This window comes from uncultured Mailhella sp. (assembly GCF_963931295.1).
Classification (GTDB): domain Bacteria; phylum Desulfobacterota; class Desulfovibrionia; order Desulfovibrionales; family Desulfovibrionaceae; genus Mailhella.
In genome coordinates this window covers 2,746,115-2,773,091 of the sequence record NZ_OZ007001.1, presented here as the reverse complement: position 1 = coordinate 2,773,091, position 26,977 = coordinate 2,746,115, and the positions used below count along the sequence as shown (strand labels likewise).

Annotated in this window: 33 protein-coding genes; 1 reads left to right on the top strand and 32 read right to left on the bottom strand. The window is 57.9% G+C overall.

From position 1 onward, the window contains the following. Window positions 1-47: 47 nt before the first annotated feature. From ABGT79_RS11745 to ABGT79_RS11590, 32 genes are all read right to left on the bottom strand, one after another. Window positions 48-509 carry a hypothetical protein gene (locus tag ABGT79_RS11745; RefSeq protein ID WP_346666329.1) on the bottom strand — a complete coding sequence of 154 codons (462 nt, stop codon included), beginning with the start codon at window positions 507-509 and terminating at the stop codon, window positions 48-50. Beyond that, window positions 496-1,113 carry a putative phage tail protein gene (locus ABGT79_RS11740; RefSeq protein ID WP_346666328.1) on the bottom strand — a complete coding sequence of 206 codons (618 nt, stop codon included), beginning with the start codon at window positions 1,111-1,113 and terminating at the stop codon, window positions 496-498. The genes ABGT79_RS11745 and ABGT79_RS11740 overlap by 14 nt, the downstream gene beginning before the upstream one ends. After that, window positions 1,113-2,048, bottom strand: a complete 936-nt coding sequence (locus tag ABGT79_RS11735; RefSeq protein WP_346666327.1) for a baseplate J/gp47 family protein — start codon at window positions 2,046-2,048, stop codon at window positions 1,113-1,115. The genes ABGT79_RS11740 and ABGT79_RS11735 overlap by 1 nt, the downstream gene beginning before the upstream one ends. A 104-nt stretch (window positions 2,049-2,152) precedes the next feature. After that, window positions 2,153-2,632 (bottom strand): phage GP46 family protein, encoded by a 480-nt coding sequence (locus ABGT79_RS11730; RefSeq protein ID WP_346666326.1) that lies wholly within the window; start codon window positions 2,630-2,632, stop codon window positions 2,153-2,155. Between the two features lie 74 nt (window positions 2,633-2,706). Beyond that, window positions 2,707-3,309, bottom strand: a complete 603-nt coding sequence (locus ABGT79_RS11725; protein ID WP_346666325.1) for a phage baseplate assembly protein V — start codon at window positions 3,307-3,309, stop codon at window positions 2,707-2,709. Further along, window positions 3,306-4,424: a phage baseplate assembly protein gene (locus tag ABGT79_RS11720; RefSeq protein ID WP_346666324.1), complete on the bottom strand. Its 1,119-nt coding sequence runs from the start codon at window positions 4,422-4,424 to the stop codon at window positions 3,306-3,308. The genes ABGT79_RS11725 and ABGT79_RS11720 overlap by 4 nt, the downstream gene beginning before the upstream one ends. Further along, window positions 4,417-5,595 (bottom strand): DNA circularization N-terminal domain-containing protein, encoded by a 1,179-nt coding sequence (locus ABGT79_RS11715; RefSeq protein WP_346666323.1) that lies wholly within the window; start codon window positions 5,593-5,595, stop codon window positions 4,417-4,419. The genes ABGT79_RS11720 and ABGT79_RS11715 overlap by 8 nt, the downstream gene beginning before the upstream one ends. A gap of 1 nt (window position 5,596) precedes the next feature. Continuing rightward, window positions 5,597-7,261, bottom strand: a complete 1,665-nt coding sequence (locus tag ABGT79_RS11710; RefSeq protein WP_346666322.1) for a hypothetical protein — start codon at window positions 7,259-7,261, stop codon at window positions 5,597-5,599. Between the two features lie 117 nt (window positions 7,262-7,378). Continuing rightward, a complete protein-coding gene (locus ABGT79_RS11705; protein WP_346666321.1) occupies window positions 7,379-7,654 on the bottom strand; it encodes a phage tail assembly protein in 276 nt (91 codons plus the stop codon). After that, a complete protein-coding gene (locus ABGT79_RS11700; RefSeq protein WP_294559147.1) occupies window positions 7,654-8,025 on the bottom strand; it encodes a phage tail tube protein in 372 nt (123 codons plus the stop codon). The genes ABGT79_RS11705 and ABGT79_RS11700 overlap by 1 nt, the downstream gene beginning before the upstream one ends. A gap of 13 nt (window positions 8,026-8,038) precedes the next feature. Beyond that, entirely contained in the window at window positions 8,039-9,511 is a 1,473-nt protein-coding gene (locus ABGT79_RS11695; RefSeq protein ID WP_346666320.1) for a phage tail sheath subtilisin-like domain-containing protein, read from the bottom strand. After that, window positions 9,511-9,687 carry a DUF2635 domain-containing protein gene (locus tag ABGT79_RS11690; protein WP_346666319.1) on the bottom strand — a complete coding sequence of 59 codons (177 nt, stop codon included), beginning with the start codon at window positions 9,685-9,687 and terminating at the stop codon, window positions 9,511-9,513. Before ABGT79_RS11690 ends, ABGT79_RS11695 begins: the two co-directional genes overlap by 1 nt. Window position 9,688: 1 nt before the next feature. After that, window positions 9,689-10,297: a hypothetical protein gene (locus tag ABGT79_RS11685; protein WP_346666318.1), complete on the bottom strand. Its 609-nt coding sequence runs from the start codon at window positions 10,295-10,297 to the stop codon at window positions 9,689-9,691. Further along, the gene (locus ABGT79_RS11680) at window positions 10,294-10,617 is read right to left on the bottom strand and encodes a MazG nucleotide pyrophosphohydrolase domain-containing protein (protein WP_346666317.1); all 324 of its coding nucleotides are present in this window, start codon (window positions 10,615-10,617) and stop codon (window positions 10,294-10,296) included. The genes ABGT79_RS11685 and ABGT79_RS11680 overlap by 4 nt, the downstream gene beginning before the upstream one ends. Then, window positions 10,607-10,948, bottom strand: a complete 342-nt coding sequence (locus tag ABGT79_RS11675) for a hypothetical protein (RefSeq protein ID WP_346666316.1) — start codon at window positions 10,946-10,948, stop codon at window positions 10,607-10,609. The genes ABGT79_RS11680 and ABGT79_RS11675 overlap by 11 nt, the downstream gene beginning before the upstream one ends. Then, window positions 10,945-11,658, bottom strand: a complete 714-nt coding sequence (locus ABGT79_RS11670; protein WP_346666315.1) for a hypothetical protein — start codon at window positions 11,656-11,658, stop codon at window positions 10,945-10,947. Before ABGT79_RS11670 ends, ABGT79_RS11675 begins: the two co-directional genes overlap by 4 nt. Next, window positions 11,658-12,113 carry a hypothetical protein gene (locus ABGT79_RS11665; RefSeq protein ID WP_304122555.1) on the bottom strand — a complete coding sequence of 152 codons (456 nt, stop codon included), beginning with the start codon at window positions 12,111-12,113 and terminating at the stop codon, window positions 11,658-11,660. The genes ABGT79_RS11670 and ABGT79_RS11665 overlap by 1 nt, the downstream gene beginning before the upstream one ends. Window positions 12,114-12,433: 320 nt before the next feature. After that, complete coding sequence (locus ABGT79_RS11660) at window positions 12,434-12,754, bottom strand: hypothetical protein (protein ID WP_346666314.1); 321 nt, start codon at window positions 12,752-12,754, stop codon at window positions 12,434-12,436. Then, window positions 12,751-13,296, bottom strand: coding sequence for a glycosyl hydrolase 108 family protein (locus tag ABGT79_RS11655; RefSeq protein WP_346666313.1), 546 nt, complete (start codon window positions 13,294-13,296; stop codon window positions 12,751-12,753). Before ABGT79_RS11655 ends, ABGT79_RS11660 begins: the two co-directional genes overlap by 4 nt. Before the next feature lie 4 nt (window positions 13,297-13,300). Beyond that, window positions 13,301-13,654 carry a DUF2190 family protein gene (locus tag ABGT79_RS11650; protein ID WP_346666312.1) on the bottom strand — a complete coding sequence of 118 codons (354 nt, stop codon included), beginning with the start codon at window positions 13,652-13,654 and terminating at the stop codon, window positions 13,301-13,303. 17 nt (window positions 13,655-13,671) lie between these two features. Beyond that, entirely contained in the window at window positions 13,672-15,672 is a 2,001-nt protein-coding gene (locus ABGT79_RS11645) for a prohead protease/major capsid protein fusion protein (protein WP_346666311.1), read from the bottom strand. Between the two features lie 55 nt (window positions 15,673-15,727). Beyond that, a complete protein-coding gene (locus ABGT79_RS11640; protein WP_346666310.1) occupies window positions 15,728-17,224 on the bottom strand; it encodes a phage portal protein in 1,497 nt (498 codons plus the stop codon). A 2-nt stretch (window positions 17,225-17,226) separates the two neighbouring features. Next, the gene (locus ABGT79_RS11635; RefSeq protein ID WP_346666309.1) at window positions 17,227-17,463 is read right to left on the bottom strand and encodes a hypothetical protein; all 237 of its coding nucleotides are present in this window, start codon (window positions 17,461-17,463) and stop codon (window positions 17,227-17,229) included. Between the two features lie 247 nt (window positions 17,464-17,710). Further along, on the bottom strand, window positions 17,711-18,007 hold the full coding sequence (locus ABGT79_RS11630; protein ID WP_346666308.1) for a hypothetical protein: 297 nt from the start codon (window positions 18,005-18,007) through the stop codon (window positions 17,711-17,713). A 139-nt stretch (window positions 18,008-18,146) separates the two neighbouring features. Continuing rightward, window positions 18,147-18,701: a hypothetical protein gene (locus ABGT79_RS11625; RefSeq protein ID WP_346666307.1), complete on the bottom strand. Its 555-nt coding sequence runs from the start codon at window positions 18,699-18,701 to the stop codon at window positions 18,147-18,149. Continuing rightward, window positions 18,685-18,876, bottom strand: coding sequence for a hypothetical protein (locus ABGT79_RS11620; protein ID WP_346666306.1), 192 nt, complete (start codon window positions 18,874-18,876; stop codon window positions 18,685-18,687). The genes ABGT79_RS11625 and ABGT79_RS11620 overlap by 17 nt, the downstream gene beginning before the upstream one ends. Next, entirely contained in the window at window positions 18,873-20,609 is a 1,737-nt protein-coding gene (locus ABGT79_RS11615; protein WP_346666305.1) for a terminase gpA endonuclease subunit, read from the bottom strand. The genes ABGT79_RS11620 and ABGT79_RS11615 overlap by 4 nt, the downstream gene beginning before the upstream one ends. Before the next feature lie 40 nt (window positions 20,610-20,649). Continuing rightward, complete coding sequence (locus tag ABGT79_RS11610) at window positions 20,650-21,225, bottom strand: hypothetical protein (protein ID WP_346666304.1); 576 nt, start codon at window positions 21,223-21,225, stop codon at window positions 20,650-20,652. A gap of 194 nt (window positions 21,226-21,419) precedes the next feature. Further along, a complete protein-coding gene (locus ABGT79_RS11605) occupies window positions 21,420-21,728 on the bottom strand; it encodes a hypothetical protein (protein WP_346666303.1) in 309 nt (102 codons plus the stop codon). Next, window positions 21,728-23,209, bottom strand: coding sequence for a primase-helicase zinc-binding domain-containing protein (locus ABGT79_RS11600; RefSeq protein ID WP_346666302.1), 1,482 nt, complete (start codon window positions 23,207-23,209; stop codon window positions 21,728-21,730). The genes ABGT79_RS11605 and ABGT79_RS11600 overlap by 1 nt, the downstream gene beginning before the upstream one ends. Beyond that, a complete protein-coding gene (locus tag ABGT79_RS11595) occupies window positions 23,203-23,358 on the bottom strand; it encodes a hypothetical protein (RefSeq protein WP_346666301.1) in 156 nt (51 codons plus the stop codon). The genes ABGT79_RS11600 and ABGT79_RS11595 overlap by 7 nt, the downstream gene beginning before the upstream one ends. A 232-nt stretch (window positions 23,359-23,590) precedes the next feature. Further along, on the bottom strand, window positions 23,591-25,297 hold the full coding sequence (locus tag ABGT79_RS11590) for a phage/plasmid primase, P4 family (protein ID WP_346666300.1): 1,707 nt from the start codon (window positions 25,295-25,297) through the stop codon (window positions 23,591-23,593). 445 nt (window positions 25,298-25,742) lie between these two features. Between ABGT79_RS11590 and ABGT79_RS11585 the strand changes: the two genes are divergently transcribed. Continuing rightward, entirely contained in the window at window positions 25,743-26,813 is a 1,071-nt protein-coding gene (locus ABGT79_RS11585) for a glycosyltransferase (protein ID WP_346666299.1), read from the top strand. Window positions 26,814-26,977: the final 164 nt, after the last annotated feature.

The window sequence follows — 26,977 nt, the reverse complement described above, 5'->3', positions numbered from 1 at the left end:
CAGTCCTTGCAAACGAGGTGCATATAATCCAATACCTTCCGAGTGCTTTACCCATTTGCCGACCCAGGCAGCTTTATCCTCTGCGGAAGCGTTCGCTTCCAGCAGCATGCGTTGAAGCCGCCGGCGTTGTACTTCTCTTCAAGCTCGGGATAGTCCTCAAACAGGAACAGGGAGCCGTCAGGATTTCCAAATCCTGCGGGCAGCGTGGACACAGCCATGGGCACAAGGCAGCCGATCATGGACTTGCGAAACACTTCTGCGTCCGAAGTGGAAAAAAGATGCTTCAAGGCTTGCAGAAGCTGCGAAAGATCCGAATCGGAAGGGGTAAGTTGAGCATCTTGAATCACCGCAAGCAGTTCTTCCTGTACGCCGTTGCACCATTCTGCGGTCATCATGGTAGCGAGTTCACCGGTTGCAGGGTTGCCGTTGGAGAAGTAGCCGGGGTCATACGAATTTTCCTGAGCCTGAGGCATGACCGACACGACGCCGGACGCTTTAATTCTTTGCATCTTCAACTCCTTGATAGGTGACAAAAACCATGCTGTGCGCAGGCTTCTGCCGGTTCAAAATACATTCCAGGGAATCATCGCCCCACGTACGCAGACGTTCGCCCATACCGGACTCTCCCGTGCGAAACGCCCGTATCTGTCCGCCTGAAGGTACGGAGACGAAAAACACATGATGAAAAAGGATATCGTTCAGCCTGTCCCCCATACGCGACACGCCCGCGCGAAACTCACGCACGCGGGATACAACGGCGTCCTCATACCCCAGAGAGCCGGCCAGCTCGACATAATAGGCTTCATTCATGAAGCCGCCGCGCTGAAGCTTTTTGACTATGGCGTCACGCCTGGCGGCTACGCCGGCGCCATTCTGAGAACATTCATCCGGCAGGCCGAGTTCCTCTTCCCAGTCTTCCAGAGCTTCCAGCGACTGCTGCGGATCGAGCTCCCGGAGTAGTCGTTCCGCATCGCCTTCCAGTCTGGCCAGTTCAGCACCGAACGCCGTAAGCAGACGGGCAAGGTTGGATTCCGGAGACGCGGCCCAGATAACGCCGCGCGGCAGCAGCTTTCTCAGCATGGCGGCGTACTCGGTTGCGGTATGGGCGGCCATCAGTCCACCCCCGCAAAGGTCACGTTTCCGAGCATGGGCATGACATTGTTTTCAGGAACGATGTTTTCCGTGGGGGAAACCAGCACATGATCCTCTTCACCAGCGGAGATACTCACAGCCTCATTGATATGAGACAGAGGGATAGTCACACCGGGAGTGCCTTCACGGACAAACAGGTCCGCAAGCTCCTGCTTCACCGCGTTGCGCACGGCTTCCGTGTTGGGAGATATCTTCAGGGAGATGTCCACTTTCAGGGCCTGCGGTGCAAAGGCCAGAAAATCAGCTGTCACGGGTCTGCGTGCGTCGATATAGTCCTGGACGCGCTGCACCATTTCCTCATCCGGAAGCGGAGATTCTTCCTGGCCGTCACAAACGAAGGACAGCCCCACGGTGCCGATGCCGAGATAAAGCGGATAACACCAGGCACGGGTAACGCCGGGCACTTCCAGAGCCCAGGTCACATAATCTGCGGCCGATCCCCCCATAGGAGGAGCCTGCAACGCTGTCAGAAGCCGGGCACGGAGCTCTTCATCCGTTTCTGCGTCCACGCCTCCGGAGAGAGAGTTCACCACAGCCGAACCGGAAACGCCGGCCACAGCCTGCACCAGAGTGAGCGTCTCTCCGGCTTCCAGATTTCCAGAACTGCCTATTGCCGATGCGGTAACATTCCCTATGCCAGGCACGGAAACATCAGCGTCCACAGTAAAAAGCAGGCCGGAGTCGCTCCTGAGCACGGAGCCGGCAGGCACAAGGCCGGAACCGGAGAAAGTTATCTGCCCCACGGCATAGGCTCCTGCCTTCCTAGTAATGCCCCAAGTAGATGCCTTGCGTTCCAGATATTCCTTTTCCGCCGTCTTGGCCCAGAACTGAGTAAAATACCACTGCAAGGCACCATACATGAGATGACAGGCTCCGGCCCACACATAAACCAGCACGGATAGCACCGACCGGGACTTAAGCGGCGCACCATCCAGAAGACGTCCGGACACGTCAGCCGCTATGCGGGAGCGAAGGGTGGAAAGAGAAGGCCTCGAAAAGCTCATACTGCCCCCAGAGTGATACTGTTTTCGGTAATATTGATCTGCCAGACATCCGTTACACGCTGGACAACGGAAGGGCTCGACCTCGTAATGGAGACCGTGAGGGTAAGCATTCCCTGGACAGAATTCTCCGCCGTTACACTCACAGCGCCGGCCAGACCTTCATCTATCAGCCACTGCAACGCGGACCGCGCATAGGCTTCCGCCTGCACAAGTACAGCCTCCAGCTGCTTCTGCCGACGCAGAAGCCAGAGCTTGGAACCTGTCCCCTGTTCATCCCCCTGCATGGAAAGAAGCGCATCTGCCCACCAGCCGCGAAGATCGCTGTACTCTGGCGGAAGCTCATCCTTTTCCGCCCGGACATCGGTAAACAGCGAAACCATAATTTCCGTCCCCAGCGAGTCATCCCCCACAAGATCACCTTTCCTTACGGGCAGATCAAAAAGCCCCTGCTCATCTTGAGTCATGAGAATGTCCATCTAGCCGCCCCGCATGAAATGGATGATGTGAAGAACGCTTACCAACACCACACACCAGACAATGACACGTTCCATCACCCCGGCTCTCCCGTCGTCCCTCCGCTGTCACCGGGATGGGTATGATGTTCAAGGGAAATGCCGTTGCTGATGACTTCTCCACCGGTATTTTTCAGCCCGCCCACAAAGGTGGACGCACCGCCTCCGGATTTTTCGCCCGTGGTCTGCTGTCGGCCCGTCAATGTGACAAGCGGAGAGTCCAGCATAACTTCGAACTCTGCTGCAATCGTGGCCGTAGTACAGTTCACATTGAACGTCTTTGTTTTGACTTCAATCTCATTCTCGTTCTTCAGGTGTATGAAGTCGCCGTTCTTGTGATAGACGGCCACTTCTCCGGGCTTCAGGCCTTTCTTGCGCACACGCCTGTCATCGGCCACCACCACAATAGGATGGGAACGATCCGCGCCCACAAACACCACAGTTGCCTCAGCACCTTCTTCCGGAACAGAGGTAAAGCCGTAGTCCTGGAACCGCTCCACGTCGTCGATAACTTCATCTTCCAGCAGAGATATCTGGACACGCTGCATGTTGCCTTCGTCGTCCACGACGTTGAGCACGGCACGGGCTACGCCGTCACGCATGAGTTGGCGAACTCTTTCCATAATGCTGTCACGGCTCATACCATGACCTCCTGCACCTTCTGCCCTTCAGCTTTGGCTTTTTCCGCCTGTTTTACGTACAGGTCCCAGTCGGTGCTGCTGCCTGAGTCAGTGCTCTTTTTCGGCTTTTCCGGTTCAGGCTGCCATGCCGCGGGATCTTTCAGGGTAAGCTGCGTGGTGGTTCCGCCACGGTCCCGCGTCCAGGTTACTTCCCCTATGAGCAAATTCTGCGATATCCCCAGCGTGGGAAGATGTACCGGCACCAGCACACCGGGGGCCCAGAGTCTGCCGGTGCTGTCCCGCCAGCCCTGCACCGTGACCTGAACGGAAGTACCGTCGGCCCGTCTGGTAGTCATTTCCCACTGGGCACGCTGGCGCATGTAGGCCACGTCTCCCTGCTGACTGGCACGGATAACAAGAGGGCGATAGCGCTGCATCTGTTCATCCGTGGCTTTCGCCTTGACGGAGCACGCCTTGCCGAAGTCCTTGTCTGTTCCTTTCTTCTGACAGGTGACGAGATACTCAGAATAACGTTCGGAAGCGTCATAGGTCACGGAGGCGGAAAGCACATTCACGCCTTCCTGAAGCACGGCAGAAAGCGTTTCCTGTGCCAGTCTGGCCAGCCTGATGCCTCCCTTTCCGTCCGGCATGGCCACAAGTTCGCGCTGCTTCAAAAGGCGCTGCATGGCTTCCGCCACACTTTCACCAGGTTGAATCTGGAACGCCGTAAAGGGCTGGCCCTGATTACCTTCAAGCGTGACAGCTACCCCAAACGGGGCACAAAGAGCCGTGCAGATATCCATGAGAGACGCCCCTTTCCAGCTGCCGGGCGTATGCACGGCGGAAGCGTCCACAAGGTCCGCGCTCTTGTCTCTGCCGGATACCGTTATGCCATGTCTGCCGGAATCGAGAGACTGAGAAACGCTGTCGATGAAGCCGGTGACAAGAGTATCGGAGCCGCACGAAAGCACGCACTCCATGCCCGGAGAGAGCGGAAGAACTGCCCCGCCGTACTGCACACGATCCGCAAGGCCAAGTGAAAACGCCCCGGCCATGGCATCCACACTGCGGGAAGCCTGGATAGACTCCCATCCCGTCCAGTCCACACCGCCCACGGTCAAGGTGATATCATCCATCTATCAGCTCCAATGCCTGGCCGCCAGGCACGAAGCCTGGATGCCGCAGGCCGTTGCGAACGATAAGCTCCTGTTCCGCGTCCAGGCCGCCGGTCCAACGCCAGGACACGGCCAGAGAGGGCATGACCTGCTTTTCCGTCACACTAATCACATCGGGCAGCGTACGAGCCTTTTCCGCCATGGCTCTAAGCGTCACCGTCCGGAGATCAGAAAGAACAGAGAAGGTTTCATCGTCGGCCTCCGCCTGTGCGGCGTCTATCGCGTCCAGAACAGCGGCCTGAAGCTCCCCTGCTTCCTTCGTTGTGGAAGGCGTATAGCCGGCCGCCACGGAACAGGCTGCCGATACACACAGCTGCCGCTGCACGTTGGCCATGACTATCTGCCCTTCCGCTGCGGCCTGCCTTGACGTACCGTACACGGCGCTTACCGCCACTTCCGGAGCAGACTTTACCAAGTCAAGCAGCGCTGCCGGCCCAGAACCGGAAGGCATATTTTCCACCCCGGCCTGCACCATATCCCAGCAGGAAGAACCGAAACTCCCCGAAGAAATCATACCCGTGAGCCATCCGGTGGAGCCGGCTAGACCGGCCAACGTAGAAAGCCCTTCCGGTATGGCCAAAACACTTTTCACACTGCTGATGAAAACGCCGGCGGCTGTTTCTATCTGCGAGACTACCCAGGCCCCCTTGTCCAGGTACTGCCCTACGGAATCGGCCAGCGCCTGCGCACGTTCTGCCGCCGACTTTACTCTCGCAGATACCGAGTCCATGAGGTTGGGAGCGCCCGTCAGCCCGCCGGGCTTTTCCACCCGCACGAAACGCGCCTGAAACTGCCAGAGGCCGCCGTCGGCCGCGCTGTGCTGCGTGCGCACGGGCCCGGCAAGCGCCACATACAGACTGCCGTACCACGGATGCACCAGCGTACCGGGACCGGGCTGCTGAAAGGCTGCTTCCAAAGCATCGCGCTGCGTCATGTACGAAGAGCCGGAAACAAAGCCCTGCACGTCGTAAAACTGTGGAGCCTTGCCCAGATCTTCCGGGTACGGAGCCGAGCCGTTGGGGAAAACATGCAGCGCCGTAGAGCGCCCGAGCTCTCCGCTTGCCGCAGATACTTGAAACGGTACCCCTCGAAAGGACGCCGACTGGATACGAAGCTTCCATGCCTGGGCCATGTTACACCCCCGCAAAGGACCAGCCGTAGCCCATGTTATCACGCTTCACCGTGACAGCGTCGCTGGCCTGTTGATCGACTCTGGCTTCCATACCGGCAGGAACGATAAGCTCCACCTTGTGTGTTACTTCCTTCTCTTCCTTGCGCACCGTCTCAGAAGATACCGTTCCGGAGCGGGCGAGACTCGAAAAGCCGGAGGATCCAGTCGCCGGCAGAGAATTGTTTTCCGAAAAGTCAGGAAAGTCCGTTTGTGGCGTTACTGCTGCTGAAGACGAGTCACGCCGACTGCCTCCGGCAGCTTCCGCCAGTATCCGGGCGTTTTCCGGGTCCATGAGCGCGTCGGTATCTTCCAGATCTATGCCGTGAAGATCGGCCGCCTCCTGCACGTCGGAAGCGCCCTGAACGGCATTCCCTATTTCCGTGCAGAATTTCTTTACTCCTGCGGATATCTTCTCCCAGTTTTTGTAGAGCCACCATCCGGCGGTTACGAGAGCACTTATGGCCGTCATAAAAGCTCCAAAAGGTGTTGCCGTAAGCGCAAGTCCCAAGCCGCCCACCGCCTTTCCAGCCACGAGAAGAGCCTTGATGAAGGGGGCAGACATATAGGCTGCAATCAGCATAAGCGCATTTTCTGCGCCACCTATGGCAGACACAAAGTCGCTCACCCATCCGAGAAGCGTTCCACCGGCACTGAGCCAACGGTCCACTCCATCCAGAAAAGCGGGAATCTTGTCGGCCACCATCTGTATCCACTCTCCGACTTTTGAAGCGATAAGAGCCCGATTTGCCTCAAGCCAGTCGCCGAATCTCTCTATGACCGGCGTCAGGACCGGTATGAGGCTCTGGCCGATGGCATTGCGCAGCCCGGCAAGCTGATTGCCCACGCCCCGCATGGCATCCTGAAAACGACTTGCGTCGCCCCTGGCAGTATCGTCAAAGACCATGCCTGCCCGTTCTGCCTCTCTCCCCAGTTCTCTGAGGCCGGAGGAGCCTTTGTTCAACACGGGAATGAGCTTGCGCCCCTCATCGCCCAAAAGCTCTATGGCCAGCTTGGTCTTTACCGGGCCGTCCTCCATTCGGGAAAAGGCATCAGAGATTTCCATGATGACCTGCGCCGAGTTCTTCATGGTGCCGTCGGTATTTTTGACCGACACGCCCAGCGCCTTGAACATGGCGGCCAGATCGTCCGAATCTCCGGCTTCCACCATCTTTTCCGTGAGGTCGGAAAGGATGTCGGTCATGTCTTCCGCTTCCACGTTCACCGTGGATGCGGCGTATTGCAGCTTTTGAAGATCGGTCGCTTGCACGCCCAAGGCTTCCGCCGCCCGACTTGCCGCCTGTGCCTGCTCCGCCGTGGCCGACGAAAGAGCCAGCACGCCGCCGGTAGTGCCTCCGAGGAGCAACGTCATTTTTCCCAGCGCACCGGACACGCGGTCGAGCGACTCCATGGCGCCGTCGCCCATGCCTGCAAAGGCGTCGGCCGCGTCCCCCGCAGCCCCGACCACACGGGTCAGACCGCTTCTTTCTCCGAAGCGGGAAACCTGCGCCTGCATACGGCTCACAGCAGAAGTTGCCGATTCGATTTTTGCGTTGAACTTTGCGAATGCAGCAGAGAACTTGTCATAGGCTCCTATGACAAAATCTATGGAAACTTTATTCTTTGCCATGGTTCTTCTCTTTTCCGTATGCTGCCAGGCATCCGGCCCAGAACCGAAGCTCCGGGCCGGTCATGGCCATGATCTCACTCGGCTGCGTGTGACACTCCGCCAGAAGAAAGCCTGCGGCTATTCGCCAATCGTCCGGCCATTCCCTAAAAAAGGTGTGGCCGCCTCCATGACTCGGGCAATGTCATCCCCTTCCAGACGCATGATGATCTGCCTGTCCTGCCCGGTCAGTCTGCCGATGATGCGGGCCATGTCCCCCATGCTCAGGGCCCGGGCCGAGGCGTCGGCCATGTCCGAAAAACGCACACGGCGGGTGAACTTCAGTTCCGTGACGAGTTCGTCCCCGAACTGCACGGGATAGTTCAGCGTTACGGTGACGGGAGTAACGTCGTTCATCACTTCACCTCCTGGGCGCGGCTCTTGGATTCAAAACGGACGGGGATTTCCGCTTCTTCGGTGGATGCCGTACCGTCGCCCGCAAACCACGCGCGGGACAGCGTGATGATCTTGCCGTTGTTGAGCTCCAGCGTAACGGTGCATTCATCCGCACCGACAAGAGCTTCAAGGTCGAGATCTTCCCTGTCGGTCACGGCGCCCTCGATATAGGACACCTGCGGCGTTTCCTTGTAGCCATGCACGCCGTCGGCGCCGATGATGGCCTCCCTTACGTCAAGGCCGAGATTGTACGAAAAGCTGCCCTTTGCCTCATAGAGCGTGCCGTCCACCTTGAAGGAAATACGGCCCGCACGGCGGTTGCCTATTGCCATGATGATGCTCCTTTTACAGACGGAACTGAATCTGCACCGCAGCCACGCGGAACTGATTGACGAGATCGGGAGTGATGAGCCAGTCCAGACGGTTCACGTCGGTGGCGTTGCGCTCACACACAAGACCGGCCTTGAACTTGGCTATGTCTTCCACAAGGCCGAGTTCCTGCCAGTCCTGGAAGGCGGCTACGGCTTCGGCACGGCCCTGCTTCGGGGTCATGATTGCCTGCCCCGGGGCTATGGTTTCCGTGTCGCCGGCCAGCTTGTGGCGGGGATACTTGCGCAGGATGCGGGAACGGAAGTCATAACGGAGATACGAGAGCGTCAGCAGCGTGTTCACGTCCTGATAGCTGGTATCCGCCGCACCGGTGGACGTGGTGAGATAGTTGGTCACCATGCGCTCAATGGTCACGTTGCCGCCCGCATCGGTCACCGTGGTGGCTATGCCGGCCTTCAGCAGCAGGTTGCGTTCTTCAAGGGTAAGCCGGTCTTCCTGCGCCGGCGCAAGGTCGCCGGAAATGGTCAGTGTCTGGAACGGCCGCGCGGGGTCGTTGTTGCCGTAATAGGCCACCAGAGCCGCCACGGCAGCAGCTCGCACCGCCGGAAGCGTGGGAGTCTTGCAGGCTTCCACAATGGAGATATGCGCGTAGTTGCCCTTGTCTTCCCCGCTGCCGAACTCCTGAAGATCGGAAAACGTGCCGGCTTTGGACGTGATCGCCACGCCGTCGATATGACGCAGCGGGCCCCAGCGGTCTTCAAGCTCGGCTTCCAGAGTGCGCAGACTGCTGCGGTCGTTCCACGGCCAGGCTATGACGTGGTACCAGGTATCGCCCCAGGCGGCGATAAGCTCTTCAACATCGGGCTGGCCGGCGCCCTTACTCATGGCCGTAATGGTCAGCTTGATGCCTTCGGGCATGGTTTCGTTGTAGTAGGCCTGGCGGATATCTATATCATTGCCCAGAGTACCGCCGTTTCTGGCCGTAAGCGTGACCGTGGTGTCGCTTGCCTGTGCTGTCACGGGCAGGTCCGCTTCCGCATTGATTGCCGCAGCCATGGCCGTGGCCAGCGCTGCCGCTTCCGTCCCCGTTGCGCATGCCACGGACACAGCCTGCCCCGCGATATACAGATAGATGGGAGCGCCCAGCGTGGCCGTTCCTGCCACGGATATGGTGCCCGTGGCTTTGGTCAGCTCTTCTCCATCTTCCACGCCGATCATGCGGAGGCTCGTATAGCTGTTGTTTTCAAGAAACGCCTTCGCCATGAGGTGGGCCTGAGAACCGCGGCCGAAAAGCTCAGCCGCACGCTCCGCGCTGGTCACGCTGTAGGCCTTGAGCGGCTCCGCCGTTCCGCCTTCCAGCATCTGGGCACAGATAAGCGCCGTGTAGTCCATGAGGCTTGCACCCTGCATGGCCTGGCTGTTGTCGAACTCGATATAGGCGCCGGGAACAAGAATGCCCTGCGGCACTTCATTGAACGATATGGCCATTATTCCGTCTCCTTCCTTTCCTCATGGATTTTCTCCACGTCGCCGTCCCTGAGCCTCCGCAGCCAGAACTGCGTCTTCTCCACCACCGCGCCGCCTTCAGGAAGCGGCAGACCGGTGGACGGGTCGCGCACCACGCGCCCGGGTGCAGGCTTCACAAACATCTGTTCGCGCTGCATGTCATTCTCCTTTGCTTTCGTCCCCATCCTGCGGAAGGGTCACTATGTCCGTTGCCTCTTTGCGTCCGTCGGGGTGATTCATCCCGTCGGCAAGATCCCATTCGATGTATCCGGTCCGGAACAGGTCCACGGTCCCCTCACGCGGCGGCATCCGGTAAAATGCCGTAAACGTGAGCGTGAGGCAGGCCACGGTGATTTCTCCATTGTCGGCCTTGCCGAGCTCCATGCCGGAATATTCAAAGTCTTCCAGCTGGCCACCGCGGGCGGTGAACTCCCTGTCCACGGCCTCAAAGGTGAGAGCCCTGTCCACGGCAAGCTCCAGCGCCTCGATACGGTCATCGAGGGGCAGGCAGTTGCCCCGCACTGCTTCCAGAATGTCCACGGCAAGCGTGGCCTCTCGGCTGTCCGGTTCAGGATGGAGATCAGTGTCAGCCTTGTTCTCGCTGACGATGTACACGCCCACGCTGGGGAACGAGGGAGCATCCCAGGGCTCTTCCGGATTCAAGTACACGCGGCCGGAAAAGCCCGCCGCTTCAATGAGCGCCCCCACGGACTGACGAAGTGCCGTACGCGGATGCGCCGGCAATGTGCCCATAACATCGGCGCTCATCGGCTATCTCCTTCCCCATGGAGCACTCCGCGCTCCTTACGATCGGCAAGCTTCCGGCAGCAGTCCTGCCCTATTTCTTCCAGCGTCCAGCCGCACTGCTTCGCCATGCGCGACACGCACCAGAAAACATCTCCAAGCTCGTCTTTTATGCCTTTGAACTGAGGAGACTCCCGATCAAATCCAGCGTCCCTGCCCCACTTCTTCACCTTGCCCAGGACTTCCCCGGCTTCTTCGCCAAGTACGATTGCGCAGTGGTCCACGCTGTCGAAGTACGGCTCACTGAAGGTCTCCGCCTTGTCCTGGAACTCATTAAGAGTCATTGCCCGTCTCCTGCCTCTTCAGCTTGCACACAAGGCCCCCTATGCCGTCGGGCCGGATAACCTCGATGCGGAACGCCTTGCCGCGAACGGTAAGCACATCCCCGCGTTTCAGCTTGCGGCCGAGCTTCGCTTTCACCTCCGAAACCAGCAGCGTGGCATACGGCGCACGCACAGGCGTGGCCAGCCGCGCGGAACCGGGCTGCACGTCTTCCGTGGGGTATTCGTAAAAGCAGCGCAGGGCCACGTTCTCCACAACGCAGGCCTCAGTTATGCCGTCTTCCTGGGAGAACACGGCGTTCATGTCTGCATCCAGTCTGTCCAGAATGTTCATGAGCTGCCCTTTGCCGCCATGCGGGCGGCTATTTTGGCCAGACGGTTGTCGAGCTGGCGCGTCAGTTCCTTTTGCAGATAGACCATCCCCTCCCGGTTCATCTCCCGGGCCTCGGGGCCGTCATGGTTTTCTTCATTCACCAGATATTCGAGCCCGGACGTAGTAAACTTGCGTTCAATGGGCAGACGCTTTTTCCCCTTGCGCGCGAAGTACAGGTCTCCACCATGCGGAGACCAGCTGAACGCCCCCTCCACAAGCTTCACTCCTTCGTCACGCCTGATCTTCACATACAGTCCGCCGCGCTTCTTCAGCTTTCCTTTTTTGGTGTAGGTCGGGCCTTTCACCTCATGAGGAAAATCCTCTATGGGAACCGACCTCGGGCCCGATGCACGAATAAGTCCGATCACCTTTCCTTTCCTGGCATCGGCTCTGCGCCGGTAAAACCAGCGGGAAAAGAACTTTCTGGAAACTGCATACCGGCCCGTCAGCATGGCCAGCATCTTTTTCTGCATGAACGTCAGCGCCGTGTTCACGGCATTGGCCTGTACCGCCGTAAACTCCTTCGTCTTCAGCGCCAGATTCCTTGCCGAAAGTTCCCCAGCCAGGTACAGGTCCATGTCCAGATTCAAATTCTGCGCCGTACGGATATGGACGTAGCGCCTCTTGTAGTGCCCTCCGTGCTCCCGCACAGGTCCCGCCTGCATAGCCATCACCGCCTCCTGCAATCCCCACAGCGGAAGGGACAGTTCCTGGCGTGTTCTTCCTGCTGCCTCGGAGACATTCCCCGGCGTATGTCATTGATGTCCGCCGGGTCCATGAGGTCCACCACCGACAGGCCCATGAATCGGCGAAGCACCACGTCCATGCCCTTGACGCCGAACACGCAGACAAAGATGACCACGCCTATTTCCATACCCCTGGTCGGTTCGGGAGCTACCAGCGGCAGCAGAGCCACCGCCCCCAGCGCCAGAAAGCCCGTCACCAGCGCAGACCAGAGCATGTTACCGATAATCTGCCCACGGCTGCGCTGGCGGTAACTGCGCTTGATGTGCCCGGCCGCCACAAGGAAGGCCAGCACACAGGCCAGAAGCGCCAGCGGCCATATCCCCCGGAACCAGTCCAGATACTCGGCGGCATGGCGGGACTCGTTCCCCAGATCATTCATCGGCATTTTTCCTCCGCCTGCTTCACCCACAAAAGGAGATTTCCCGCTTCCCCTGCGGGCAGGTGAACCCATGTACCTTCTTCTGTAATTTCCCTTCCGCCGTGAACGTAGGACCAGCCTTCAGTGACCAGCGCTCCCGGTGTTGTCGGCGCTGCTTCCAGAACTTCCCCTTCTGTCCGTCCCTCCCATGAGGCGCACCCACTCGCCGGCAGGATCAGCAAGCACAGAAGCACGAAACTCCTCTGCTTTCTTTTCATCCAGCCGTTCCAGAAGACGCACCCCAAGGGAGAGCAGGAGATAAAGGATTTCAGTGACACGGCTCACGCCCGGCCCTTTCGCACCTGGGCGGCTGCATCGTCAGCGTTCTGAGCCTTGCCCGCATTGAAGCCTATGGCGTTCACCACTGCGTACAGAATCCGGACAAAGATATTCGCGTCGTCGGAAGGTCTCGGCCAGCAGGCTGCTATGGCCGCGCACACCGTCACCACCAGCGTTACCCATCCTCCCCAGGAAGCAGGCAGATACGTGAGCAATACAGCCACAATGTCCGCGCCCAGCGGAGCCTCTTCCACCGCTTCCTCAGCCATGGCCCCCGTTGCGACAAAGAGCAGCATCAGCCCCATCAGAAAAAGAGTCTTCACACAGCACTCCTTATTTCTTTTTCCAGCGCCTTCATGCGGTTTTCCCAGCCGCGGGAAAACTTCCTCAGATCGGGGTTGTTCCGCACCAGCGCCGCGTAACGCTCCCGGCGGCGCTCTACCATGGCAAGGGCTGCCGCCTTGGGATCAGAACAGGCCTTTACGGCCGCCCAGGTCAGCGGGCCCCAGCGGCCGTCTGCCTCTATAAAAAGAGCCTTCTGCGTCAGCATCTTGGCCTGCCCCACTCCCATATTCACGGCCGTGTCATACACGGCCAGGGCCAGAGGGTCCGGCACGGCATCGAGCGGAAACACATCCCAGAACGTGCGGCGGAGAACTCCCGCCGCTCGCTCCGGAGTAAGCGCACGGATATCGTCGGCATCTATGTCGCCGTCGCCGTCGATGTCCCCGACTTCAAGCCCCTGAGACTTGAGAAAGCGCAGGGATACACCGTAGTTCGTGGTTCCGCCGGGGTCGGCGGGATCGTCCACAAAGCCGCCTTCCATGCGCTCCACGAAGGCATGGGCTTTTTCAAAGCAGCCCATACGACTAGCCCGCGTTATAGGCCGAAGGGTCCACGCCGAAGTTCAGCATGACCTTGGCCGTGGCATCCGAACTGCCGGCAGCGGCAAAGGCCCGGCCGCAATAAGCCTTGTCCGTTGCCGTGACCGTCACCTTGCCGTCGCTGCCGACATACAGCGGCGCGCCCTGGGTAACGGCGCCGGTGACCTTGGGAAGCTCGAAAACACCGTCCGTATCAACAATGCCGGTTTCATTCACGGCAAGGTCATTCACCGCCACGCCGTAAAAAGAGTCTCCCAGTTTCACGAGGTCGCCACCCTTCACAGGAGTGGACGACGGCGCGTAGCTCATGAGGTGGGTTCCCTGAATCTTGTTCTGCATGTTCTCTCTCCTTTTCTTCAGCTCGCAGACTTACACAGCCCCTGCCAGGCCACAGCCTTGGCGGCCACGTCAAGGCGCACCTTGTATTCCACACCGTCCACACGCCAGCCTTCCTTGTACTCAAGGTAAGGAGCCGTCGCGCCGTTCAGCGTGAATATGGTCACCGTCTTGCCCTTGGGGCCGGCCAGATACCAATCAGTGGCGGAAACGTCGTCCAGTTCCGCGTCATACACACGAGTCAGCACGCTGCCCGCGTAGATGTTCGCCTGATTGGGCTTTTCCTGCGTACCGATAAGCTGAGAGTTGAAGAAGACTTCGGCGCCGGTTTCCAGCGCGGCCGGCGCAATGAAGAACTGCGGACGGATCTGAACGCGATTGCCCAGGGCGTCCTTCTGCGTGCGCATCTTCAGGAAGGCTGCGCCCAGCGTTTCCACGGTGGGCACGTTACCGCCGGACGATACAAGGTTTCCGTGTTCGTCGTGGAAGAGCGCCGTGCCGTCGCCCATGGTCGGGTTGGCGGTGAGCACACGGCAGGCAAGGCGGTTCACCATGCGGGCGGCCGCTTCGCCGTGGTTGCGGGCAATGCGGGCAAACGCGCCCAGATCGTCGTTCACAATGGCCTGGCGGGTGAGCGGGAAAATCTTGCCGTAGGTCTCAATCTTCACGCTTTCCGCATGCTCGGCAGCACGGCCGTTCTGGTATTCGCCGCCTTCAGGAATAAGGGCCAGATCGTCACCGCTCGCAAAGTCCAGCAGCGTGAGCTCCTTGAAGTCGGAAACAGAGTCCAGTCCGCACCAGACTTCCCACTGTCTGTCCGCCGATTCCCAGCCGTCCATGAGCACGCGGTTGGCCGTATCGGTGAGAAGGTTCGGCAGATCGGTGGTGGAGAGCGCACGGCCCACCATTTCCACCACGTTGCCGCCTGTAGGCTGTCCGCTTCTCATGAGCATCTCACGGCACACCTCGCGCATGCTCATGCCCGAGAACTCACGGGCGCCGGCAGCAATTTTGCCGTTATTGATACGGGCTTCTGCCACACCGCAGCGCAGCAGCAGGCCGTGGGAAACGGCCTCACGCACTTTTTCCTGTTCGGTACGGCCCACATCCACACGGGCAAAGGCGGCAGAGCTCCGTCCTTCAAGGCGGGTAAGAACGGCCGCACGGGCCTTGTCCAGACTGTAGCCCTTGCGGATCATCTCTTCCTCCATTTTGGCGGGCATGTTGTGCGCGCGGCACATGGCCGAGATTTCCATAATGCGGGCGCGTTCTTCTTCCACGGCGTCTTCCCTGGTCTTGTCGTCCGGCTCGCAGGCTCGGCCGTCGCCTTCACCAGTAGGGCTTTCCGGTATGGCCGCAGGTTCGTTACTATCTTCCGCAGTATCGTCCGTCTTCTCTTCTTCCGGTTCCGTAAGCACTGCTGCCAGCGCGTTCAGAGCTTCAACGGCGGTGCTCAGCTGCTCCTTCGCGGCGGATGCGTCAAAACGCTTCCCCTGTCCGGGATTCCTGTTCATGGATTGTCCTCCGATGTTGATGATTTTTCCCCGTACCTTCGCCCTGTCGTCCGCACCTACGGGACAAAGCGACACCTCAAAAAGTTTCCATGCCGTGGTCACGCGCACGGGGCCCGTGTATTCCACTCCTTCCACCATGGCCGTGGCGCCGCTCTCCACCCAGGTGGAAGCCAGAACCTCGTAGCCCACGGAAACGTCGGTAATGTGCCCTTCAGCCACACGGCGGAAGGCATCCGATCCGGCCTGTACTCCGGAGAAAGTGGCACGCCCTATGAGCTGGCCCTCTTCCGTGCGAAAGGCTCCGAAGCTGCCGAGCACGTTCTGCACGCTCGTGCCGTCGTGAGTGTCCAGCAGCGGCACCTGGCCGGATGCAGGAAGCTGCACCCCATCCACACGCAGAACCTCGGGCACCACATCCCACTTCTCCCAGTCCCACACGTTCACCGGCCGCTCCGTAGCCGCCGTGAACTCCACACTGCGTTCCGCCTCGTTGAGAGAAAGAGGCACGCCACGCCGCCCCAGGGAAACTGAGCGGCTGGACGCATGAAAAATGTCCGTTCTCTTATTCGGCATTGTTGCCTCCATTCATGGTTACCGGCTGATCTTCCAGCGCAGCCGGATTGCTGCTCAGGCTTTCGGATACCTGGCCGAAGGTCACACCGCGCTCATCCGCCATGCGCTGCCATTCCGCCAGCTGATCGAGCACTTCTTCGGGATCGCCGCCTCGGCCGAGAATGGCCTCCTGCGGAGACTTGAGTCCCGCGGCTATGGCCTCGATATCGGCCCGGCCGTCACGCTGCGGGTCCACGCTCGGCATGCCCGCGGGTATCCACATGCAGCGCTGATACCCTTCCCGGCCCAGCCAGTACCCCGGCAGGTAATCCTGCGTGAGGGCTTCCATATCCAGCCAATGGCGGAACACCGGCATGGAAAAACGGTTCTGCATCATGAAGTGATGGGGCCGGAGCAGCATGAGGGCGTCACCGCGGCTGGCCTTGGACGTGCTGTAGTTGATGCCCGTGTAGTCGCCGGAAAGCACCTCATAGGGCACGTCTATGCTCACGGCCACCATGCGGGCCGCAAAGCGGTTGAAACGGTCGAAGGCATCGCCCGGGCGGCTCGCGCCTTCGGCAAAGCGGATATCTTCACCGGGGCGCAGGTATTCGATGATGGAGTTTTCCAGACTTTCTATGGGAGTGCCCTGCGTCGTCTTCTTTGCGCCGGCAATGCCGCGCGCCGCCTGGTACACGTCCGGCTGATCCGTGGTCACTATGGCCAGGTACTTGGCGGCCTTGCGGGCCGCGTCCAGTTCGCTCTCCACAAACTGGCTCATGGCACGGGCTGTGAGTATGGCCGGGGCAAATGGCGTGACGCCTCGAAGCTGTCCGGGACGCAGGTGCTGGTAAATGTGCAGCATTTCGTCGGCAGGCACGCGGGTCACGTCCGCGCTGTAGCCGTCGTTCATGATGTGATAGGCCAGCTTTTCCCCGGTGAGTCTGTCGTATTCCACACCGGCAAAATGCCCTACGCGCTCCGTATCCCGGCCGCCGCCCAATTCCGTGAGGCGGTCCGCCTCTATGGGCATGAGCGCAAGCGGCGACACATGGTAGTGAGACCGGCGGCAGAACGTGAAAAAGCCTTCCCCGCATTCCATGATCTGGCGGCACAAAAGCTGCTGAAGCTCATAGAAATGCAGCCCTCCGGAGATATCGGCATCCTGTTCCATCCAGGCGCGGAACCTGTCCTCTATGCGGCGACGCGCATCATAGGCGGGAGAGCCGTCGGGATGCACGGCCAGCGACTGGAAGCGGGCCCCGCGGCCCACCATATAGGCGGTGTACACGTTCACGCCGCGGGCAAAGAGCGGGAAGTTGCGTACCAGGTCTCGCACGCGGGCCCGAAGGCGCGGAGAAGCCCGGCCTATGAGCCAGTTGATCTGCTCGTTGACCGTGTGCCACTCGTTCGCTTCCGAAAGGGAAGCGCCGTCGTAGCCCCAGCTTCTGAGCAGCGCACGGGCGCGACGCACGCGCCAGCTCCGTATGCTCTGCAACACTCCCATGCTCAGGACCTCCCGGCGCTGCCCGCGCAGGTTCGCCCCACATAGGGAACCTTGCCGCTCTCCATGGCGCAACGGCTCTGAACATAGGCAAGCAAATCCTTCAGTTCAGAGAGCGTCCGGTAGCTGAAATTTCGGGAGCCGCCCGCCGTGCTCACGCTGTAGCTCTGGACTTTTCCGAAGCCTCCGGAGGCCATGTCTTCCAGAAGCTGCTCTTCCAGTTCGCACCAGGTATAGGTCATGTTTTTGCCCCATGTTTTCCCGCGGACACCATGCCCGCGAAGATGGAAAAAAACGTAACCCCGAAAAATGGCCAAAACGGAATTTATCGGTATATGCCGGTAAAAAGGCCTTCTTTATCGGTAAAAAGGCCATATTTATCGTTGACAGGTTTTTCAGGGGGCACGATTTACGGCTGTTTTTTGGGGCAAAAAAAAGCCCCTCCAAAGAGGGGCAAAACCATACCGGGGCATACTCGTCCCGGTCGCTTTATCCTGCCGCGACGTTCTCCTCGCCCAGCCGGCTATTCAATTCAAGGTTTTCTATTTCCAGTTCGGCAACCTCGTGCCTCAGGTGGTCGATAGTAGCTTGTGCCACTGCACGCATTTCCTCATATTCTTTTCGATTGCGGCGAATTTGAGCCATAAGACTGGCGTTCGCCAGGCACAGCAGCACAACTTCCGCGCTCGTTACACGTCCCCGTCTCATTTTTTCGCTCTCCTGTTCCAGTCTCTGGCGGCCTTGATGACCGCCGCCTGTCGCCCCTCTGTCGCGGATTGTGCCCATTCTGGAGCACGGTGCGCGCCGCAAAGCCTGCACGCGGCATAGACGTACAGACCGCCGGCGCTCATATCTGTATCCATTCTGATCTCGGCTTCTCCACCGCAGAACGGACATCGCTTCAAGGCCCCCTGTAGCAAGCTGCTCATATCTTCACCCCCAGCACACGGACACATGAGTCCGCATAAATGTTTACCACGGCCTGCACCATGGCCACGTCGTTGGGAAACCAGTGATCCGCAAACGTGGAAAACACCCTGTCCAACATAAGCACGGAGCGCCGGCTCTCGTGCGTAGCCTGCACCAGAACGGAAAGCATGAAGCTCAGCACCTTGGTGCATGTCACCAGTTCATGAAGCTCTCCAGAGACGCCCGAAACATACCGACGCAAACTCCCATTCATGACCGATATTTTTTCGTTGACGCTGCGATACTGCCCGGAATTGAGGCAATAACGGCCATGATAACCCAGAAGCTCAAAACACTCCGCCATGCGGCGGTACACGCGGTCCAGCTGAAAGCGCGCCCATCGTGATTCACTCCCGCACATGTCCAGTGCCGGAATAATGTCATCATCTCTGGAGCCTCCACCTCCGATACCCATCATCCACTGGTCATAAACGGTCATGATGATAAGCAGAAGATGAAGAAGCCTGTCCCGCTTTTCCGCTTCTGCCCTGCGGTCATCTTTTTTTCCCATGTTTCAAATCCTTGATTTTCTCCCGCAGCCATACATTGATAAGCTCACTGTCCGATATCCATTCACCTTCAATCTTCACCGCAGGGAGTTCATGCAGACGTATGAGCTTACGTACTGTGCACTCGCTGCGCTTCATGTAAGCGCATATCTCCTTCATCCCCACAAGCTGCATCACGCCCCCTTCTGCTCGACAAAGGCGGGCTCTTCCTCTTCCACAGTTTCCAGTATGCGCGAAAGGCTCGGCGTCCAGGTGGAATGCGCGGCCGCCGTGCACAGGCAAAGGCAGTCAAACCAGTGATTGTCCCGCCGGCGCTGTTTCCATACCCGCTTTCCCTTCTCCCGTACGAGTTGCTCCGCAGTGAGTTGCTTTGCCAGAGCTTCATCGCATCCGGAATGCAAACGAAAAGGCTGTCTGCTTCCGGGCTGAAGGCGGGCCGTTGTCCATGTTTTGAAGTAGTCAGTGTCCAGAATATAAAGACGCAGCCCACCCCTGATGGACGTTCGGCTCTGAGGCATCCGTTCCATGAGACTCCACTGCACGGGAAGGCTCTGGCGGTGACTTGCACCTTTGGTTCCCCACAGCACCCCCATCCCATACTGGCGCAGGAACTCATAGGCCTGTTCCGTGCGGGATATGGCGTCCCCTTCCAGACCGCCGCCGGTATCGAGCGCGGCGCGCCATACGGGCACGGAATCGTCCTGCCCCTGCACGGCGTATTCCGTTTCAAAGACTTTGCGGTACACCTCCTCCCAGTCCTGAAGGCGGCCGTAGTCAATGACCGCGCCGTCCAGCCGCCGTGTCCAGGCAACGGCCATGTACCAGAAGCCAACACGCTGCATGTCTATCCCCAGCGTAACTGCCCGATATCCGGCGGGCAGCGTGCACGGCGGCAGGTCGCGGTCCACCAGCTCCAGCACTTCGTCCTCACTGGTTTTGGCAATGACCGGAGTATAGGGCCTGGCCAGAATGCCGTTGGCGTATGCCTGATGGGCGTCTGCATCGTCCGTCTTTTCCAGTTCCAGCTGCGCCGCCCGAACCTCAGAAAGAGACACTGCGGAAGAAAGGTAAGCCGGCAGGTGGAAGCCCACGCGGTGGGGAGACGGAAGCGGACTGTCGGCCTCCCATCGGCCGCGCGCCACGGCCTGGTCGCGGGCGTAGTCCGTCCAGTGATAGGCGCAGTGCGGGCAGCGGTAGCGCCCCAGCTTTTCGCGCCGTACCCGCACGGGGTCCTTCACGCCGTGCTCGGAAATGATGTTCTCCGGCTGCATCACCTGTTCCGTCCCGCAGGCCGGGCACACCACCCGGTAACGGCGCACCTCATCCATGGCGGCCAGGTCTGCCCATATCGTGCTCGTTTCATCGCCCACGGGCTTACTGATACGCATGATCTTGTGCGTATAGGGATAGGAGCGCGTTCTCTCCCTAAAGTCCGTCACCGGGTCTCCGTGGCCTGCAAAAGCTCGGAACAGAGATTCCTCGTCCAGAAACAAATCCTGCACGGAAATAGACGCGCGCTGGCTGGCACTGGCCGCGCTGGACAGGTACAGGGCCGTTCCGTCGGCAAATCCCGTGCGGCCGCCCTTGCTCTTGCCGAGAAGCTCGCGCACGGGCCGTGTTTTGCGGAACATGGGCTTAAGTTTGGCTTCCACCACGCGGGCCAGCGTTTCGTCGTCCGGCATGGCCAGCATGCGCGGCGCCGGCCTGTAGTCGATGCACCAGCACAGGCATGCGTACAGGCACAGCGTTTTTCCTGTCTGGGGAGCACCGCAGACCACCACTTCCTCCACGCTGCGCTCGGAAAATGCGTCCATGATGCCCGCCAGGTACGGATTCACGTCGCGCCGGTACCGTGCCCCGGCATAGGGGCCGTCCGGCACAATGAGATGCTGTGCCGCCCAGCGCGACACAGGAGGAATATCTCGCTTGCGGAATATGCGCCGTTCCGCCTCAGTCAAGGATAGTCTCATCATCGGCCTCCACGTCTTCGGCGGCGTCGCCGTCCTGCGTCACAAATTCCTGCTCCGTGCTCCATGCGTCCATCCAGTCCGCCGTAGCCCCTTCCCACCAGGCAATAAGCTCCGGTACGGCATCTTCACGGCCTCCAACGAGTGCGATGATCTCCCCAGCCTTGCGGTGTATGAAGCTCTGCACTTCCGACTTGAAAAACACAGCACGTGCGGCAAGGTCCTGCTCGTGAACCTCTACGCTCATGAGCTTGCCCTGTTCCCGTTCCAGCTTCAGGCGCTCACGGGCGGCCCTCACGCTTTTGAGCTCAGAGTCCGCACTCATTTTTCCCAGGGCCACGCTTCTGCTCTCAGCGTCCTCTATGCGGACCACAGGCTGAAGCTGTGCTGCCGCATAGCCGAGAAGGGCCGACGCGGTAAAAAAGCCGTCGCCATCGCGGGCAATCTTTCCGGCCCGAAAATGCCGGGAGAACTGCGGAGCGCTGATCTTGTAACCCTGCATCTTCAGCCACTCCACGGCATCCGCAGCCGTGCGGAACGTGGTCCCCGCCTGGCTCATATCAAAGCCCCTCCTCGTCGGTAGCGTTCAATAGGACACCATTTTTCAGGCGCCATTTTCTGAGACAGGCAGGGCAACGAAAGTCTGTGGTCATACGGTCGCAGTCGTGACACTTATGCAGATACAGTGCATCCTTTGCCACATGAAAACGCGGGTCATGCTCTCCGTTTCTCTTTCCCTTGCGGTCTCTAGGCTTAAACATGGTTTTCTCCCCCGCGCATACGGCGTATTGTCGCTATTAGTATCGGAATGGCCTTCATCATTGCCTGGACATACTCATCACCAGCCTGATCCGAAGCTACATACTTTGAGTTCTTCTTCAAATTAGCGCGCTTCTGCTCCACATCATCAATCAACTCGTCAATATCTTCATCATATTGCAGTCTTTCTACTTCTTTCCGCAGGCATTCTATCTCGTCACAAAGTTCTGGAAGAACTGCCCATGCGTCCACATCCATATCTCTGGCCATCTGCCTGTAGTATTCAAGATCATTGTTCAGCATTATTCTGTCCCCATATCTTTTGCTATTTCATCGAGATATTCTCTGTGCCTCCTCAGGAAAGGCAGAAGCTTGACGTATTCACTTTTCGGCAACTGGCGGTCTCCACGGATTCTCACGTCACCCGGTACAGGCACCAGGGTAAGGCCGTTGGCGTGCAGGCACTGCTTCACCAGTTCCTTGCCCATGTAATAGCCGTTCAGATCCCATACAGGATGCGTTGGAAAGGAAGGCTCCGGTCGTTGCTGGTTTTGCGGCCGCACCGGTTCAGGTTGCGGCTCTGAATCTTTCAGGGGCTCCGCTGACGTTTCCTGTGGAACTTCCTTCTTTTCTGCTCTGCGGGCGACTTCCGCGTACACAGGTGGCAAGCCAGCGATTACCCACTCCCGGATATTCTCATGACCGTGGCCGGGTACTGAAGCCTGAAACATCTCTCCCGGGTCCTTGCCATTGATACACGGCCAGCGTTCCGCCTGTGAAAACGTCTCTTTCCAGAGTTCCCACCCCTTGCCGCCGGCGCCGTTATCGTCCACGTCCAGGGCCACCAGAATCACGGGGAAACACTTCAGTCTGTTCATAAGAACGACGGGCAGGCGCCGAAGGTGGGCCGTACCCACAGCCAGAGCCGCGCAGATATCTCCGGCCGCCCGGTGTACCAGCATGGCGTCAAGCTCTGCCTCCACGACCACACAGGCCGGAGCGTTGCGGAATGCTCCGTGCCTCATGTCGAGAAAAAGAGGCGTGCCGCCGCTACCCGGCATGACATAGTATTTCAGATTCGGCAGCGCCTGCCTGCGGTCTGCGTCCGGGCGGCGGATACGGATTCGTTCAATTCCGCCTTCGGCAGAAGGACAGGGAATCACGATGCCGCGGGGGATCCATACCGCCCGGCGAGTACGGCCACCCGGTTCCCGTGCCGCTTCATCAGGCAGCCCCCACTTCTTGCGCAGGCGCATGATGTGTCCCCTGCCGTTTTCACCACACTGCCATCCCAGCCTGTAGTCCCGTACAGCTACTTCATCGAGTCCGCGCCCAGCCAGGTACTGCCGGGCTTCCGTCTGTGTCCAGATTGCCTTGTGCCGTGTCTCGACAAAATGAGCCGCTTCTTCGTGCCACTGAGCGACGTCCTGCACTCGTTCCGACTCTGTCCGTGTCTCGATACGCGCAGGTTCCTTTTCGTGCCTTCGCGGGGCTTGTGGCGTGCTTCTTACCGGACGACCTTCCAGCTTACGTCCTGCGGCCTTCGCCGCCTCCTGGAACGTCATACCTTCCACGTCCATGAGCCACTGGATCACGTCGCCGCTTATGCCGCACTGCCGGCAGCTGTAAGAGCCGTGACCGTCGTTCTGTTCTGGCCACACCAGGAACCGATCTCGACCGCCGCACAGCGGGCACGGCCCGGCGAACTCCGCGCCGCGACTGTTGCGGCCCTTGCCCTTCAACGCCAGCCCCCGCGCCGTGTACAGATCCGTGATGGTCAGCATGTCGCGCCCCCCAGCACCCGCCAGGCTATCAGGCCGACCAGGAAAAGATGCACCAATGTCGTCAGCAGAGACTCTGCCATGACACCATGATACTGCCATGATACTTGCATGATACTTTTTTCTGAAAGTGTCATGGCAACTTTTTCCATTGTTTTTCTATAGTTACTTTCTATTTTTTTAAAAAACATGATACTATGACAGTATATATGCGCGCGCGTGAGAAAATTTTTGCATATATATAGTTTTACGGGGAAAAGTATCATGGTGTCATGTTTGATATATAATCTGCCGTTTTCCTTGAAATTCTGTCCATGACACCAGTGTCTTGGCAGTGTCATGCAAGTATCATGATAGGCGGTGAAGTTAAAGCAACGCTTCAAGTTACGCATGTTCCTTCACCTCCTTGGGATAGTCGAATTCCGCCTGCTCGTTGAATTTGTATCCGTAATACCAGACGCGCCCGCCGGCCTTTTCACAGCGGATAACCCGCTTGGCCAGTTTGCCGAACGTGGAAATAGACGGGCATCCCCGGCGGCTCATTTTGTCCTCGAACCACGCCTTGAACACGGTATAGATATGCGCAGCAGATAAACGAGGCGCTTCCGGATCTTCTTCCAGGCATGCATCTACGAATTGCAGGATGATACTTTCTTCTCTGCGGTAGGCGTCGGTATCCCTCTTTATCTTCTCCGGAGGAGTGAGTCCCTCTATCTCGTAGAGCTGATATCCACGCACCAGCCATGCCAGAACCCCGGAGGCCTCTTCTGAAAGAATCTCCCTCTTGAGGTTCTTGTTGACCAGCCGCTCCATGGGATTGTTCGGATCAGGATTTGAGACGAAGGAATACGGGCAATCCACCAGCTTGAGGCGCTTCCAGAAAGCAGAGTCATTATCCCCCGCCCTCATCTTGTGGTTTGTCAGGAGAAAAAGCGTATGCGTCGGCCGGAACTTCGTATTGCCTTTGTCATAGGGGGATCGCCCCACCAAGGAGTCGTCGCCGCTCATGAGTTTGATCTTGTCCACAGAGAAGCGCCTGTTCTCTCCCGGCTCCGATGCCCAGGCTATTCTCTGCCCTTTCATTTCAAGAACTGCCGGCGTAGGACTGTTGGGGTTCTGCGGTGTGCCCTGGTCGAGAAGCAACTCCACAGGCATGGGCGCGGCATAACCGGTCTCACTCGTGCCGTCGCTACCCGTGAGTATCTCGTACAGAATTTCAAATATCGTCGTCTTACCAGAGTCGCCTTCTGCGCCCAGAAGAACCACGAATATCTTTTCCGATATATCGCCGCACAGAGCCATGCCGAGAAGCTTCTGCATGTAATGCAGCACGTCCGGGTCCTCGCCCAGAATCTCGAACAGCATCTTCTCCCACTTGGGACAGGCTGCCTCTATTCCCTGCCAGTTTACTGAACAGTGGCGGGTGAAGTAGTCTTCTGGCTTTCCAGGTCTCAGCTTGCCGGAGCGCAGCTCTACAACTCCGTTCTTCGCCACGATGATGAAGTTGTCCGCGTCCGTTTTCACGCCCGGCACCGTGAGCCGGCTACTATGAGAAAGAGATAAATCCAAACAGGCGTTGATCCCCTGCTTCTGGTGAAGCTTGTCCGCCGCGCTTCTGAGCTTTTTGCTCCTGGAGTCCAGACCCTTGGCTCGTTCGCTATCATCTTCTGCCCGGGCCGATGCCGCCATGATCCGAAGGCGTTCCGCCGCTTCCAGGTACGCTTGGGAAACTCTCTCTACCCTGTCCGTCGCTTCAAACGGCCATATTCTCGCCCAGTACTGTTCTCGCCATTCCAGCCAGGTGTTCCACTCGGGGACGAATATCAGCTCTCCCCTGTTCAGCTCATTGAACAGGATACCTGACCCCTTCTGTCCGGTAGCGGCGCACTCTTCCACGAAGCGCTGCCGCTCTTCCACTTCCTTGTCCCGCTGAAGCTTTCCAGAGCCGTCCTTGCTCTCCTCGGCGTCAGCCTTCAGTCGTGCAAGGTTTGCGGCCTCTTCTTCAGCCTTGCGCTGCACCTCTGCCTTAATGATCTCATCGCGCAACCATTCCTTCGGAGAGTTCGGGGCGCCGTTCTGGTGGTTGCTCATGCCGCCACCTCCTCACATACGGAGACGCAGCCGATTTTCCAAATTTCAAATTTTTTTTCAAAAATTTTCTGCGAGTTATTGCGCTCGGCAAGCCCCCGCATAAGCCAGAGACCGGAAAGGACCCAAGATTGACGACAGGACGCTATGACACTATGGTCAGATATATTTTTTGTAGGGGAAAAGGGGGAGCGAAGTCGAATTACTTCCCCCAGCTTTGCCTTCGGCAAAGCATAACTCTCCACACCAAGTGGGGAGATATAGGGGAGATACGCCCCCGATGTAGGGACAGGCTTTTTTTTATTTTTATAAGTAGTTGTTGAAACATTACACGTGGTTCCAAACAGGAACTTCCTTTTCAACGTGTAAGACTTCCTCTTCAACGTGTAAGGCTTCCTGTTCAACGTGTAGGACTTCTGTTCAACGTCTAACTCCACAGGAGGAAGTGATGCCTACCCTATGCAAGGTCTCACAGGATCCTCTCATATTTCACAGTTATAACTTTGGTCATATCTATACGCCTGTAAAGCAACTGGCCCCATACATACAAAAGGGAAAGAACATCCATATTGTTCTTACCCTTAATATGTCCATACGTCCGCCGCAAAAGATTGAAAATCTTGCGCGGGCATATCATCACTATGCCAAACGATATCCGTGGATTATTGTGACGGTTCTGGCTAATGAACCGGAAGAGCTGGAACTCCTGCGGACTCACGACATTCGTTCAGAGTTATGCAATCAGAACTGCCTCATCGACGAACGCTGCTACACCATTCGGCAGGTGCCTAAGAAATACGACGCCATCTCCAATTCCCGGATGGCTTCCTATAAGAGATTGGAGCTTCTCAGCAAGGTGAACAACTGCGCGCTGCTCACCTATTTTCTCGACCCGTCCGACTACGACTATGAAAAACGCATACTTCCTCATGCTGGAGGCAATAATGCGGCATGTCCCAATCTTATCTGCCCCCAGATTGACAGTAACGGCTGGCACTGGTTCGATACAAACAAAATTTGTGAAGAGCTGTCAGCCAGCCGGTGCGGCATCATTGCGTCCAAAGAAGAAGGAGCCTGCTTTGCCGCCGTGGAATACTTGCTTTGCGGACTGCCGGTAGTCACAACGCCCAATATAGGGGGCCGCGACGCCATGTTCGACAAAGATTACGTCATCTGGGCAGATCCTGATCCCGACAGCATTGCCGAAGCCGTCAAAAAGGCCATAGCGCTTCCTATTTCATCCCAAGAAATACGGGAACGTACCATAGAAAAAATAAGAAACGGACGAAAAACTTATTGTAATATTCTTAATGCTATTGCAAAAGATGAAGGCATTGAAAAGGATTTCATGACTGAATGGGATTCATTTTATGTAAATAAAATGATAAACAACATATCAGAAGAAGATGCAATTACTCTTCTTGATAATTCTGGAGTAAAAACGCACTATAGTTTGTTACACAGATTGCATAATGCACATAAGAAATTAAAATATTACATCAAACGTTATATAAAATAATATTATATTTTACCCCCAGAAACTCAATACGTTTCTGGGGGATTTTTATTATCTATATAGTTTCTAAAATAAAAAAGCTGTTCACGACAACATGTTATACTTTCACAGTCTGCTGTATTATCTATTGATATTGCCTACAACACGCTCGATTTATGTATAATTGT